Source organism: Propionibacterium ruminifibrarum (assembly GCF_900289195.1).
GTDB classification, from domain to species: Bacteria; Actinomycetota; Actinomycetes; order Propionibacteriales; family Propionibacteriaceae; genus Propionibacterium; species Propionibacterium ruminifibrarum.
The window spans coordinates 363,821-376,341 of record NZ_OMOH01000001.1; the positions used below are offsets into that span (position 1 = coordinate 363,821).

The window sequence follows — 12,521 nt, forward strand, 5'->3', positions numbered from 1 at the left end:
GATGCCGACGGGTTGTCCCCATCTTCCAACCCGCAGGTGATCCCGCGTGCCAAAACGAAACCAGCCCTTAGCGTAATTGGCCCGACCATCACCCGCCGCACCAGTGGGGCAGGCCCTGCGCCGGGCTGCGGGGCCCGTCACGAGCAGGCTACACGCCGTTCACCGGGCCTGGCACGCCCCGGGCCGTGGCACCGCGCGGATGGCTTGACCGGTGCGACCACCAGGTGACCAGTGGCCGACCGGTCGGAGGCTCATCTCATGGCGGGACAGCCCGTCAGGAACATCATTCGGGGCTCACTAACATCCCGCGCGACAAGAAGGGAACACAGGCATGTCCATCTTCGCCGAACTCGAACCGGCCCCGTACGACCCGATCTTTCACCTGACCGATCTGTTCAAGCAGGACAACGATCCTCGCAAGGTGAACCTCGGGGTGGGCGTCTACCAGGACGACAACGGCAAGGTGCCGCTGCTCAAGTCCGTCGAGATCGTGCAGAAGCAGATGGCCGACGACCCCGACCCGTGGACCTACCTGCCGTTGAAGGGCTGGGAGCCCTTCAACGAGGCGGCCCAGAAACTGGTCTTCGGCGCCGACTCCGAGCCCGTGCTCTCGGGCCGCGTCGCCACCATCCAGTCGCTGTCCGGCACCGGCGCGCTCCTGCTGGGCGCTGATTTCTACCATCACCAGGTCAACCGGGACGCGGGCATGATCGCCTCGGACCCGACCTGGTCGAACCATCACTCGTTGTTCCGCTACGCCGGCTACCAGACCGGCTCGTACCGCTACTACGACGCGACCAGCCATGGCATTGACGTCGAGGGCATGTTGGCCGACATCCGGGCCGCCGAGCCCGGCACGGTCGTCCTGCTGCATGCCTGCTGCCACAACCCGACCGGGTACGACCTGTCCCCCGATCAGTGGGGACCGCTCATCGACGTACTCGCCGACCGGCGGCTCATGCCCTTCGTCGACCTGGCCTACGAGGGCTTCTCCCGAGGACTCGAGGAGGACGCGGGTATGGCCCGGGCGTTCGCCGAGGCCGGCCTGAGTTTCTTCGTGGCTAGTTCCTTCAGCAAGAACATGGCCATGTACGGCGGCCGGACCGGGGCGATCCACGCGGTGTGCGCCGACGCCGACGAGGCGTTCCGGGTCAAGAACCACCTCGCCCGGACCGTCCGCAGCCTCTACTCGAACGCGCCCTTCCAGGGCGCCACGATCGCCGCGACGATCCTCAACGACCCACAGCTGCGCGCCACCTGGGAGGACGAGGTGACCACCATGCGCGAACGCATCGCCAGGATGCGCGTCCTCCTGCTCCGGGCCCTGGAGGCAGAGGGTGTCGACGACATGGGCTTCATCACCCGCCAGGCCGGCATGTTCAGCCTGTCCGGCCTGACCCGCCAGGAGATGATCCGTCTGCGCAAAGAGTTCCACGTCTACGGGCTCGACAGCGGGCGCCTGTGCATGGCGGCCCTGAACACGCGCAACGTCGAGTACGTCGCATCCGCGATCGCCGCAGTCCACAAACGCTGACGCGCCCCGGGACCGGCCCGCGGCCGGGCAACACAGTGCACTCGCGGGCCGGTCCCCCACGCGCCGATTAGGCTGGCGCCACTCGGGCACTTCTCCCGGAAGTTCCGGCCCCGAGGTGGAACCTTTACGAAAGGCACAACGCAATGCAGCTGCGCAAGGACGCCCAGTGGAGCCTCGTCACCCCGACCAGCATGGGGGTACGCATCACCCCGGCCGCCGGCCAACCGGTGCAGGCGGCCGATCAGTTCGCGCTCCACGTGACGAGCGCCGAGACCAATGTCGGCTCGATCCCCAGTCACCTCGGTCAGCCGGTGAAGGTCCTCACGAATTTCGTCGAGGGCTCCCCCATCGCCCAGATCATCAAGGCCAACCTCGCCAGTCGCCACATGGCCTACGAGGGCCCGGACGTGCCGCAGGGCGGCGCCTGGGGCTACCGTCACCAGTTCAACATCGCCGACTCGGGCTACGGCAACCGCGGGGCACGCGTCTGGAATGACCGCGCCGGCGAGGTCGGCCGCACGCTGGACGCCAAGGACTTCGATCTGGACCGCATCTTCGGATCCGAGGGCGTCAAGATCGTCCACATGTCCGGCCTGATCGCCTCGCTGAGTCCCCAGACCTGCCAGTTCTGCCTCGAGATCGCCCGCACCGCCAAGAAGTACGGCACCGCCGTCAGCTTCGACCTGAACTACCGCGCCTCCTTCTGGGAGGGCCGCGAGGCGGAGCTGCGCGCGGCATTCACCGAGATCGCCGAACTGTGCACCGTGCTCGTCGGCAACGAGGAGGACTTCCAGCTGGCGCTCGGGCTGCAGGGCCCGGAGGCGGGCGGCAAGGGCCTGGCCGGGAAGATCGACGGTTTCAAGGCCATGATCGAACGGGCCCACGAGCGTTTCAGCGGCGTCGAGTACTTCACCACGACGTTGCGCGAGGTCGTCAACACCAACGAGCACATGTGGGGCGCCATCGTGTGGAACGACGGCACCTTCCACGTCGCCGAGCCCCGCCCGATCGGCGTCCTCGACCGGATCGGCGGCGGCGACGCCACCGTCGGCGGCATTCTTCACGGCCTGCTCAGGGGCTGGGACGCCGAGAAGTGCATGCAGTTCGGCTGGGCGTCCGGCGCGCTGGCCACCACCTTCCTCACCGACTACGCGGTCCCGGCCGATGAGGATCAGATCTGGGCCATCTGGAATGGCAACGCCCGCATCAAGCGCTGACGACGGCCCCGTCGAGTCACCCGGTCAGCGGCCCGCGGGGCACACCGCGGCGGCCGATCGGGACGGCATGGGACTGTCCCTGACGTTGTCCGCGCAGCGCCGTGACGAGATCGTCACGGCGCTGCGCGGACACGTCGGCTCCTTGACGACGAAAGTGGTCGAGGCCATGGAGACCCGTCACCACTGGGTCCGGCGGCTGGGGGCCGAGGACCGCAGCTGGATCACCATCGTGGCCCGTGCCGGCATCGACAACTTCATGGCGTGGTTCGCCGACGCCGAGCGCGCGGCCGATCCCGGCACGCTGTTCAACGCCGCGCCGCGCGCGCTCACCCGCAAGATCTCCCTCCACCAGACGGTCGACCTGGTGCGGACCACGGTCAACGTCGTCGCCGAACAGGTCGGGGAGCTCGTCCCTCCCGAGGACCAGCCGCCCCTCGAACTGGCGATCACCCATTTCTCCCGGGAGGTGGCCTTCGCCACCGCCGAGGTCTACGCCCGGGCGGCCGAGCTCCGCGGGGGCTGGGACGAACGCATGGAGGCCCTCATCGTCGACGCGATCGTCCGGGCAGAGGCCGACGACATGGTCGTCTCGCGCGCCTCGGCACTCGGCTGGAACACCTTCGGGCCCGTCTGCGTCATCGCCGGGCCGCGGCCGGACGACACCGACCTGGATGCGCTGCGCGGTGCCGCCGGCGCCCGGGACCTCGCCGTCCTGGCCTCCGAGCAGGGCGGACGCATCATCGTCATCCTCGGTGGAGGGCAGCTGAGCGACCTCGAGGCCTCGGTGCAGGCCGCGCTGGACCTCGAGCAGTTCTTCGGCCCGGGGACGATCGTCGTCGGCCCGCTCGTCAAGGGCCTCCCCCAGGCCGCCGAGTCGGCCCAGAGCGCGCTGTCCGCCGCACGCGTCGCCCACGCCTGGCCCGAGGCGCCGCGGGTCGTCGCCTCCTTCGAGCTGCTGCCCGAGCGCGTGCTCGCCGGCCATCCCGCAGCCCGCCGCAAGCTCGTGGACGACGTCTACCGGCCGCTGGCCGGGGCGGGTGGCGAGCTGCTCGCGACGACCATCGGCTTCCTCGACAACGGATGCGCCGTCGAACCCACCGCCCGGGCCCTGTTCGTGCACGCCAACACGGTCCGCTATCGCCTGCGCAAGGTCGCGGAACTCACCACGATGAACCCCCTCGATCCGCGCCAGGCCTATGCGCTGCACCTGGCGATCACCCTGGGGCGCCTCGTGGTGACCGATTCCGGTGAGGCCCAACGGTGAGGGGCAACTTCCCGATCCCCATAAAATCCGATGCACCCCGGCCCCGCCATCTCCGACATGATTTGTAGGGTTTCCACAAGAACCCATGGCCATTTTTCGTCGGGATGACAGCGGCGGGGCACGCCGCCGCCGGGGCAGGATGGTGCCATGCTTGTGATCGTCGCCCCCGGACAGGGAGCACAGACCCCCGGATTCCTGGCCCCCTGGCTCGAGATCGACGCCTTCGCGCAGGGCCTCTCCCAGCTCTCGGAGGTCACCGGACTCGACCTCGCCGAGCTCGGTACCGGCGCCGATGCCGACACGATCAAGGACACCGCGGTGGCCCAGCCGCTCCTCATGGGCGCTGGACTGTACGCGGCGCGCGTGGCGGCACCCGAGCACGAACTCGGCCTGTTCTCCCTCGCTGATGCCGCTGCCGGCCACAGCGTCGGCGAGATCACCGCGGCCGCCGGGGTGGGTGTCCTGGACCCGAAACAGGCGGCGGTCTTCATCCGCGAACGCGGCCGGGGCATGGCCGAGGCCTCCGCGGTCGAACCCACGGGCATGGCGGCGGTCATCGCCGGCGACCGTGACGAGGTGCTGGCCCGTATCGCCGAGTGCGGCCTGACGGCGGCGAACCACAACGGTTCCGGCCAGATCGTCGCCGCCGGGACGGCCGAGCAGCTCCAGTCCCTGCGGGACAACCCCCCGAGTCGTGCCCGCGTCGTCCCGCTGTCCGTCGCCGGGGCCTTCCACACGAGCCACATGGCACCGGCCCAGCCGAGGCTGGCCGAGCTGGCCGCCACGATGAGCACCGCAGACCCGACCACCCGGCTGCTCAGCAACCGCGACGGCCAGGTCGTCGCATCGGGCGCCGAGTACCTGCAGCGCCTGGTCGACCAGGTCACCACCCCGGTCCGCTGGGACCTGTGCATGGACACCATGCGCGAACTCGGCGTCACGGGTCTACTCGAACTGCCTCCCGCCAAGACCCTGACCGGCATCGCCAAGCGCAACCTGCGGGGCGTGGAGCTCTTCAACCTCAACACACCCGATCAGATCGACGACGCCCTGGCCTTCTGCCAGGAGCACGCCGGTGCAGCGGCCGAGGAGGCCTGACCATCATGACGACACTGAACACCTCGACCGGCGCGCAGTACGCACGTATCCTCGGCACCGGCTCCTACCGCGGCTCCCGCGTGGTGACCAACGAGGAGATGTGCACCATGATCGACTCGACCCCCGAGTGGATCGAGCAGCGCACCGGCATCAGGGAGCGCCGCTGGGCGACCGAGGGCGAGACGCCCCTGTCGATGTCCGCGCAGGCGTGCCGCAACGCCATGGAGATGGCGGGCGTCCGCCCCGAGCAGATCGGCGCCATCATCCTGTCCACCGTCTCGCACCATCACCCGTCCCCGTCCCTGGCTGACTACCTCGCCCGCGAACTCGGCTGCCCCAACCCGGCCGCCTTCGACATCTCGGCCGCCTGCGCCGGCTTCTGCTACGGGGTGGCGCTGGCCGACTCGCTGATCCGCGCCGGCCAGGCCGGCGACGACGGGCTGGTGCTCGTCGTCGGCGTCGAGCGCCTGTCCGACATGATCAACATCAACGACCGGGGCACCGCGTTCATCTTCGGTGACGGCGCCGGAGCAGCCGTTGTCGGCCCGTCGCAGACGCCCGGCATCAGCCCGACCGTCTGGGGTTCCAAGCCGGAGAACGTCGAGACCATCGAGATCGAGAACTGGCTGTCCGGCGCCGACCACGACACCGGCTACCCGTTCATCACGATGGACGGCCGCACGGTCTTCAAGTGGGCCCTGGCAGAGGTGACCGGGCACGCCACCCGCACCATCGAGCAGGCCGGCATCTCCCCCGAGGAACTCGACATCTTCCTGCCCCACCAGGCCAACAACCGCATCACCGACGCGCTGGTGCGCCACCTGCACCTGCCCGAGAACGTGACCGTCTGCCGCGACATCGCCGAGATGGGCAACACCTCGGCCTCGTCCATCCCGATCGCCCTGGACCGCATGATCCGCGAGGGCAGGGCGACGAGCGGCCAGACCGCGCTGCTCATCGGTTACGGCGCGGGTCTCACCTACGCCGGCCAGATCATCGTCATACCCTGACCGCACCGGCGACCCAGCCGACACGCAATTCTTTCCCCGACAACCACCACGAGAAGAAAGGGCCGATCATGGCTAACAATGAAGAGATCCTGACCAAGCTCGCCGAGATCGTCAACGACGTCGCCGGTGTCCCCGTCGAGGACATCCAGCCGGACAAGAGCTTCGTCGACGACCTCGACATCGACTCCCTGTCGATGGTCGAGATCGTCTACGCCCTGCAGGAGGCCTTCAACATTGACATCCCCGACGAGGACGTCAAGGGCCTGAGCACCGTCGCAGAGGCCGTCGACTACGTCGAGAAGGCCCAGAACGCCTGAGGCGGGTCGATCGAACCGATCCACGCATCCCACACCACTCGAACCCACATGGAGGACAAATGAGCACCATCGTCGTCACCGGACTGGGGGCCCTGACCCCGCTCGGCAACGACGTTGCGAGTACCTGGGAGGGGCTCCGCAACGGCCGTAGCGGCATCAGCACCATCGAGCAGGAGTGGGCTGCCGACCTGCCCGTGCGTTTCGCCGGGCAGGTCGACGTGGACGTCGACTCCCAGCTGTCGCGCGTCGAGGTCCGTCACCTGGACCGTTCCAGTCAGCTGGCCGTCATCGCGGCCCGCCAGGCCTGGGAGGACGCCGGCCTCACCTTCGCCCCCGAGAACGAGACCGATCCCGATCGTCTCGCCTCAGTCGTCGGCACCGGTATCGGCGGTCTGCAGAGCACGATCTCGCAGTGGGAGGTCATGCGGACCAAGGGCACGCGCCGCGTGAGCCCCTTCACCGTCCCGATGCTCATGTCGAACGCGCCGGCCGCCAACGTGGGTCTGCGCATCGGCGCCCGCGCCGGCGTCCACACCACCGTCTCGGCCTGCGCGTCCTCGAACGAGGCGCTCTCCCTGGCCCTCGACATGCTCCGCGCCGGCCGTGCCGACATCGCCCTCACCGGCGGCACCGAGGCACTCATCCACCCGCTGCCCATCGTCTCGTTCGCCCAGATGCAGGCGCTGTCGAAGCGCAACGACGAGCCGCAGCGGGCCTCACGTCCGTGGGACAAGGGCCGCGACGGCTTCGTCATGGGCGAGGGGGCCGTCATGCTCGTCCTCGAGACCCTCGACCATGCCCAACAGCGCGGCGCCACGATCTACGGCACCCTCGCCGGCTCGGGCATCAGCGCCGACTCCTACGACATGGTCAAGCCCGACCCGAGTGGTCAGGGCCAGAGCAGCGCCATGCGCAAGGCCCTGTCCGATGCCGGTCTGGCGCCCGCCGACATCAATCACATCAACGCGCACGCCACCTCGACCCCGGCCGGCGACACCACCGAGGCGCACAGCATCCGCGGCCTGCTCGGTGAGGACACCGACCACGTCGTCGTCACGGGCACCAAGTCGATGACCGGCCACCTGCTCGGTGCCGCCGGTGCCCTGGAGACGCTGGCCACCGTCATGGCCCTGCGCGACCGCATCGTGCCCCCGACGATCAACCTGGATGACCCCGAGGACGACCTGCGCGTCACCATCGCGGCGAACGAGGCCGTCGAGCTGCCCGCGCAGGGACGCCTGGCCGCGCTGAACAACTCGTTCGGTTTCGGCGGGCACAACGTCGCCCTGGCCCTCACCAACGACCACATCACCAGGTGAGCGGGAGGCCCCGACCAGAACCTCGAGTGGCCCGGCCGGCGTGATTCACGCCGGGCCGGGCCACTCTCAGTCGAAGATCCTTCCGGTGCGACGCCGCTCCAGCCAGTCGATGAGGTAGGCGGTGATCTCGTCCCGGTTCGTCTCGTTGAGCAGCTCGTGGCGGGCCCCGTCCCAGACCCTGCCGACGACGTCGGTGAGACCGGCGATGCCGTACTCCCCCACGACCTGGTCGACCACGCCGTCCCGACCGCCGACCGGGTCGGCGCTCCCACTCGTGACGAGTACCGGGAGCTCCCGCCTGACCAGGGCGACGTGGCTGCGCGAGTGGGCCCGGGACTGGTTCGTCAGGATCTCGTCGAATAAGCCGTCGCTGCAGTCGAAACCGCACCAGGGGTCGGCGATGTACGCGTCGACCTCGGCCTCGTCCCTGCTCAGCCAGTCGAACGGGGTGCGGGCCGGCTCGAAGGGCCGGTTGTAGGTCTTCGTGTTGACGCGGCTGATGACGGCGCTGGTGTGGTCGCGCCCGCGCAGTCTCGCCTCGGCACGGGCCACCTGGCGGCCCACGACGGCCGTCGCCCCCATGTCGGCAGCGGTCCCGGCCAGGACGAGCCCGTCGATGCCCTCGGACCAGCGCATCGCGTACTCGCGGGCGAGCATCGAGCCCATCGAGTGGCCGAAGAGGAACTGTTTGACGCGGGGGTGGCGGCGGACGGCCAGCTCGTGGACGGCGTGCAGGTCCTCGACGACGACGGACCAGCCGCCCCGTGGCCAGACGCCGGCCCGCTCGAGGTGACCGGCGGTGCCGCCGTGGCCGCGATGGTCACTGGCGTAGACGGCCCAGCCGGCCCCGGTCAGGGCGCGGGCGAACCGGTCGTACCGTTTGGAGTGCTCGGCCATGCCGTGGCTGATCTGCAGGACGGCCAGCGGCTCCGCGGGCGGCAGCCATGCACGCACGAAGACGCGTTCACCATCGGGGCGGGTGATGCGTCCTGCTTCGACGCGTGGCCCCTCGGTTCCGGGCCCGCCTGGTTCGTTGTGCTTGGTGGTTGCCATTCCCCGAGCATATCGGCGTCGGGCCCCCGCTGGAACCGGTCCGGATAGCCCACCGGCGTGCCGGCGGACATGGCCGGGGCTCAGACGGCCCGGTGGAGCCACCGCACGGGCGCGTCATCGCCGGCGTGCCGGAAGATCTCGAGTTCGTCGTCCCAGGCGGTGCCGAGCAGGTCGCTGATCGCCTCATGGATGTCCTTGCCGCCGAGGGCCTCCTTGGCCACGGCCGCCCGCAGTCTGTTCTCGCTCACCTGAATGTCGCCGAACTCGTCGGTGGTGGCGCGGAAGACGCCGAGCGAGGGCGTGTAGCAGTACCGCTCGCCGAAACCACCCGGCCCGGCCTGGCTCGTCACCTCGAACCGGAGCGCCCGGCAGCGCATGAGGGCCGAGACAATCCGGGCGCAGGTGCCCTCGTCGCCCTCCCAGATGCCCTCGGCGCGCATCGTGCCGGGCTGAGCCCCCTGGGGTGTCCACTCGAGTGTCACGGGGACGCCGAGGACAGCGCCGATGGCCCACTCGATGTGCGGGCACAGCGCGGCCGTGGCCGAGTGGATGAAGATCTCGCCACGTGCGTTCCGGGCCATGTCGGTTCCTCTCGTTGATCAGGTGTGCCTTCCCCTGCAGCCTGTCCGAGACGGTCCTCATGGCTTCTTTGTGGTCACCGACCGGGGGCCGGTGTCTTGTCGGTGCGATTGTGCCCCAGTTCCGGCCGACACGCCAAACCGTGCCCGACCGATGTCGTCCAAGCCCGGTCAGACCCGGCCCGGGGACACGATGATCTGCTGCAGCCGGCTGGGCCTGGTGGCGACCCAGCCCTGCCGCTCGCCGGGGGCCAGGTAGATGACGTCCCCGGCGACGGCGGTGCTGGTCCGCTCCCCCACCGTCATCTCGAGTTCCCCGTCGAGCAGGGTGATGACCTCGGCGTCGGGCTCGTCGTGCGGGTCGATCGACTGGCCGGCGTCGAGGGTGAAGCAGATGACGCGGACCGCCGGGTTGTCGACGACCACGCGCGACAGCGTGGACTTGGTGAGCAGGGGCAGTGCCGCCGCCAGCCCCAGGCTGGTGACACTCTGCCCCACGGGTGTTGCCTCCATGGTGTTCCATCCTTGCCGTACCAGGGTGGCCGGTCAACGCCGCGGCCGGCTGCACCGTGCCGGGCCCGCTTCACTCGCGGGGATCGGTGAGGAAGAAGGCGTCGTCGGGCACCTGGCCGCCGATGATCTCGGGGTTCACCGTGGCCAGGCGTTCATAGAAGTCCGTCAGCTCGTCCTTGCACTGGGCCGCCGGCATCATCTGCAGTTGCAGGCGCGGGATGACCTGCTTGACGATGGCCGCATCCACCTGCGTGAACTCGTTGATCCTGGCGCAGATGTCGTCGTCGGCGGCGTTGACCGTCTCCACGGCCTGCTCCATGTCGTCGAGGATGGCGCCGAGCAGCGCCGTGTCGGCGGCCACGGCGTCCGGCACGGCGATGCCGGCCATCGGGAACCGGGCGTCCGAGCCGGTGACCTCGGCCCACACCTGCTGCATGTCGACGACACGACCCACCTCACGGCCCTGCTGCGTCGACTGGGCGATGGCCACGGTGGCGGGGTGCTCGGGCAGCACCGCCCAGTCGAGCTGGCCGCTCACGAAGGCGTTCATGAGTTCCTGGGAGTCGTTGTATGAGACGACGTCGATGTCCTCGATGTCGATGCCCTTCTGCGCGACCAGATAACGGAAGATCAGGTCTGGCATGTTGCCGGGCAGCGGCACCCCGACCCGCTGGCCGGTGAGCAGGGCCAGGTCGTTGGACCCCTCGTCCTGCTTCGGGCCGATGACGTAGAGCATGCCCCACACGGTGATCGCCGCGAGTTTGATGCCGGCGCCCTTGTTGTAGAGGTTGGCACTCACGTACGAGGGGGTCGCGGCGACATCGGCCTCGCCGTTGAGCAGCAGCGAGGTGAGCACGTCGACGGTGGCCCAGTTGTCGACCGTGACCTCCCGGACGGTGCCCTCGCTCGTGAGCCGGTCGCCGAACGCCGCCATGGGCGCCATGAACGCCAGTGTCGTCGGCACCCAGACCCGCAGGTTCTCGATCGGGGTGGGTGAGGACGAGTCCGAGGGCGCGGCGGAACCCGCGTCCCCGCCGCTGTCCGTCGAGCAGCCGGCCAGGCCGAGGGCCGCGGCGGCGGCACTCCACGCGATGAGCTCTCGTCGTGTCGTCTTCATGGGTGCATCTCCTTCATTGGGGATCAGATGGGTGGGGAACGGGGATCAGGCCGCCGGCACGGGCTCGGCGGCGCGTTGGGTACGGTTGACGCGCGAGCGCACCGGGGCGAGAACGACCAGTTCGACGAGGAGCGAGAGGACGGCGAGCACGGCGGCCATCGCGAAGACCTGGTCGGTGTTGATGGCGGTGCGGGCCATCTGCATGCGGGCGCCGAGACCCGTCGAGGTGGACAGCAGCTCGGCCATGACGCACACGCGCACCGACTGGCCCGCGGCGACGGTGATGGCCGACAGCACCGGCGGCACGACGGCGGGGCCGATGACATGACGGCCACGCCAGACGGGGCCCCGCCCGAAGGCGTGTGCCATCTCGAGCAGGTCGGGGTCGACCTGGCCGATGGCGTCGCGCGTCGAGGTGGTGATGAGCGGCACCGAGACGAGGACGACGACCAGCAGGACGACACCTGCCGTCGGGCCGAGGGCGAGCATGCCGATGACGACGATGACGATGGGCGGCACCGCCATGAGCAGGGAGAGCCACGACCTGGTGAAGGCGTCGAACAGCCGGCTGGCGGCGCTGAGCGAGCCCCAGGCGACGCCGATGAGGCAGGCCAGCCCCAGCCCGAGGGCGGCGCGCCACACCGTGACGGCGAGCGGCCCCCACAGCGTGCCGGCGCCGGCCATGGACACCAGGGCGCGCCAGGTGTCGGCCGGGCTCGGCAGGACGTAGGCGGGCTGGCGGCCGGAGGCCCAGGCCCACAGGCCGAGCAGGCAGCCCAGGCCGGCGGCGCCGACGACGTGGCGGGTGGTGGTGGTCAGATTCCTCCGCCTCATGTGATCAGCCACCCCCCGTCCTCGCCGGTCAGGTGCAGCCGAAGGCTCGAGACCGTCTCGGCCTCGTGCGGGTCGTGGGTCACCCAGACGGCGGCGATGTGCTCGGCCGCGATGATCCCGGTCAGCTGGCCGCGCAGGTCCGCCGCCAGCGCCCGGTCGAGAGCCGAGAAGGGCTCGTCGACGAGCAGCAGTTCCGGGACGGTGACCATGGCTCGGGCGATGGCCACGCGCTGGCGCATGCCGCCCGACAGCTGCTGGGGGTACAGCCCCCTCGCGTCGCCCAGACCGACCCGGTCGAGCCACTCATCGGCGAGGTCACCGGCACGGTCGCGGTCGACCGCCATGAGGGCGACGTTGCGGTGCGCGGTGTACCAGGGCAGCAGGCGGGGTTCCTGGAAGACGTATCCGAGTCTGCCTGCGCGGTCGATGGTGCCTCCGGTGATCGCGTCGGCGGCGGTTCCCGCGATGGCCCGCAGCAGGGTGGTCTTGCCTGCGCCCGAGATCCCGGAGACGGCGAGGACCTGATCGGGCAGCAGTTCCAGCGACAGCCCGCGCACCAGGGTCAGTCCCCGTCGTGACAGGGTCAGGTCGTTCACGCGGAGAGGAACAGCACCCGCGGCGAGCGCCGGCGCCCGTTCATCCGTCCCTGAATTCACGAAGGGTAGGC

13 protein-coding genes are annotated in these 12,521 nt (G+C 69.8%); 7 read left to right on the forward strand and 6 right to left on the reverse strand.

All coding sequences use genetic code 11. From position 1 onward, the window contains the following. The first annotated feature begins 331 nt into the window (after positions 1-331). From PROPJV5_RS01600 to fabF, 7 genes are all read left to right on the forward strand, one after another. On the forward strand, positions 332-1,534 hold the full coding sequence (locus tag PROPJV5_RS01600) for an amino acid aminotransferase (RefSeq protein ID WP_119714573.1): 1,203 nt from the start codon (positions 332-334) through the stop codon (positions 1,532-1,534). 143 nt (positions 1,535-1,677) lie between these two features. After that, positions 1,678-2,751: a sugar kinase gene (locus PROPJV5_RS01605; RefSeq protein WP_119714574.1), complete on the forward strand. Its 1,074-nt coding sequence runs from the start codon at positions 1,678-1,680 to the stop codon at positions 2,749-2,751. Positions 2,752-2,818: 67 nt separating this feature from the next. Continuing rightward, positions 2,819-4,015: a PucR family transcriptional regulator gene (locus tag PROPJV5_RS01610; protein ID WP_119714673.1), complete on the forward strand. Its 1,197-nt coding sequence runs from the start codon at positions 2,819-2,821 to the stop codon at positions 4,013-4,015. A 147-nt stretch (positions 4,016-4,162) separates the two neighbouring features. Further along, on the forward strand, positions 4,163-5,113 hold the full coding sequence (locus PROPJV5_RS01615) for an ACP S-malonyltransferase (protein WP_119714575.1): 951 nt from the start codon (positions 4,163-4,165) through the stop codon (positions 5,111-5,113). A gap of 5 nt (positions 5,114-5,118) precedes the next feature. Then, a complete protein-coding gene (locus tag PROPJV5_RS01620) occupies positions 5,119-6,123 on the forward strand; it encodes a beta-ketoacyl-ACP synthase III (protein ID WP_119714576.1) in 1,005 nt (334 codons plus the stop codon). A gap of 68 nt (positions 6,124-6,191) precedes the next feature. Continuing rightward, a complete protein-coding gene (locus PROPJV5_RS01625; protein ID WP_275403686.1) occupies positions 6,192-6,440 on the forward strand; it encodes an acyl carrier protein in 249 nt (82 codons plus the stop codon). Between the two features lie 59 nt (positions 6,441-6,499). Further along, complete coding sequence (gene fabF, locus PROPJV5_RS01630) at positions 6,500-7,759, forward strand: beta-ketoacyl-ACP synthase II (protein WP_119714577.1); 1,260 nt, start codon at positions 6,500-6,502, stop codon at positions 7,757-7,759. 66 nt (positions 7,760-7,825) lie between these two features. Here the strand turns inward: fabF and PROPJV5_RS01635 are convergent, their stop codons facing one another. The 6 genes from PROPJV5_RS01635 to PROPJV5_RS01660 form a co-directional block, all read right to left on the reverse strand. Continuing rightward, the gene (locus tag PROPJV5_RS01635) at positions 7,826-8,812 is read right to left on the reverse strand and encodes an alpha/beta hydrolase (RefSeq protein WP_119714578.1); all 987 of its coding nucleotides are present in this window, start codon (positions 8,810-8,812) and stop codon (positions 7,826-7,828) included. An 80-nt stretch (positions 8,813-8,892) separates the two neighbouring features. Continuing rightward, positions 8,893-9,393 carry a DUF3145 domain-containing protein gene (locus PROPJV5_RS01640; RefSeq protein WP_119714579.1) on the reverse strand — a complete coding sequence of 167 codons (501 nt, stop codon included), beginning with the start codon at positions 9,391-9,393 and terminating at the stop codon, positions 8,893-8,895. A gap of 168 nt (positions 9,394-9,561) precedes the next feature. After that, positions 9,562-9,903 carry a cupin domain-containing protein gene (locus tag PROPJV5_RS01645; RefSeq protein ID WP_119714580.1) on the reverse strand — a complete coding sequence of 114 codons (342 nt, stop codon included), beginning with the start codon at positions 9,901-9,903 and terminating at the stop codon, positions 9,562-9,564. 70 nt (positions 9,904-9,973) lie between these two features. Continuing rightward, positions 9,974-11,020, reverse strand: a complete 1,047-nt coding sequence (locus PROPJV5_RS01650; protein WP_119714581.1) for an ABC transporter substrate-binding protein — start codon at positions 11,018-11,020, stop codon at positions 9,974-9,976. A 45-nt stretch (positions 11,021-11,065) separates the two neighbouring features. Continuing rightward, entirely contained in the window at positions 11,066-11,854 is a 789-nt protein-coding gene (locus tag PROPJV5_RS01655; protein WP_119714582.1) for an ABC transporter permease, read from the reverse strand. After that, positions 11,851-12,510, reverse strand: a complete 660-nt coding sequence (locus PROPJV5_RS01660) for an ATP-binding cassette domain-containing protein (protein ID WP_220474288.1) — start codon at positions 12,508-12,510, stop codon at positions 11,851-11,853. Before PROPJV5_RS01660 ends, PROPJV5_RS01655 begins: the two co-directional genes overlap by 4 nt. Positions 12,511-12,521: the final 11 nt, after the last annotated feature.

Bases quoted from the DNA above. Each gene is read 5' to 3' on its own strand.
- PROPJV5_RS01650 (WP_119714581.1), bottom strand. From the start codon at position 11,020: ATGAAGACGACACGACGAGAGCTCATCGCGTGGAGTGCCGCCGCCGCG.
- PROPJV5_RS01615 (WP_119714575.1), top strand. From the start codon at position 4,163: ATGCTTGTGATCGTCGCCCCCGGACAGGGAGCACAGACCCCCGGATTC.
- fabF (WP_119714577.1), top strand. From the start codon at position 6,500: ATGAGCACCATCGTCGTCACCGGACTGGGGGCCCTGACCCCGCTCGGC.
- PROPJV5_RS01640 (WP_119714579.1), bottom strand. From the start codon at position 9,393: ATGGCCCGGAACGCACGTGGCGAGATCTTCATCCACTCGGCCACGGCC.
- PROPJV5_RS01610 (WP_119714673.1), top strand. From the start codon at position 2,819: ATGGGACTGTCCCTGACGTTGTCCGCGCAGCGCCGTGACGAGATCGTC.
- PROPJV5_RS01635 (WP_119714578.1), bottom strand. From the start codon at position 8,812: ATGGCAACCACCAAGCACAACGAACCAGGCGGGCCCGGAACCGAGGGG.
- PROPJV5_RS01620 (WP_119714576.1), top strand. From the start codon at position 5,119: ATGACGACACTGAACACCTCGACCGGCGCGCAGTACGCACGTATCCTC.
- PROPJV5_RS01625 (WP_275403686.1), top strand. From the start codon at position 6,192: ATGGCTAACAATGAAGAGATCCTGACCAAGCTCGCCGAGATCGTCAAC.
- PROPJV5_RS01605 (WP_119714574.1), top strand. From the start codon at position 1,678: ATGCAGCTGCGCAAGGACGCCCAGTGGAGCCTCGTCACCCCGACCAGC.
- PROPJV5_RS01655 (WP_119714582.1), bottom strand. From the start codon at position 11,854: ATGAGGCGGAGGAATCTGACCACCACCACCCGCCACGTCGTCGGCGCC.
- PROPJV5_RS01600 (WP_119714573.1), top strand. From the start codon at position 332: ATGTCCATCTTCGCCGAACTCGAACCGGCCCCGTACGACCCGATCTTT.
- PROPJV5_RS01645 (WP_119714580.1), bottom strand. From the start codon at position 9,903: ATGGAGGCAACACCCGTGGGGCAGAGTGTCACCAGCCTGGGGCTGGCG.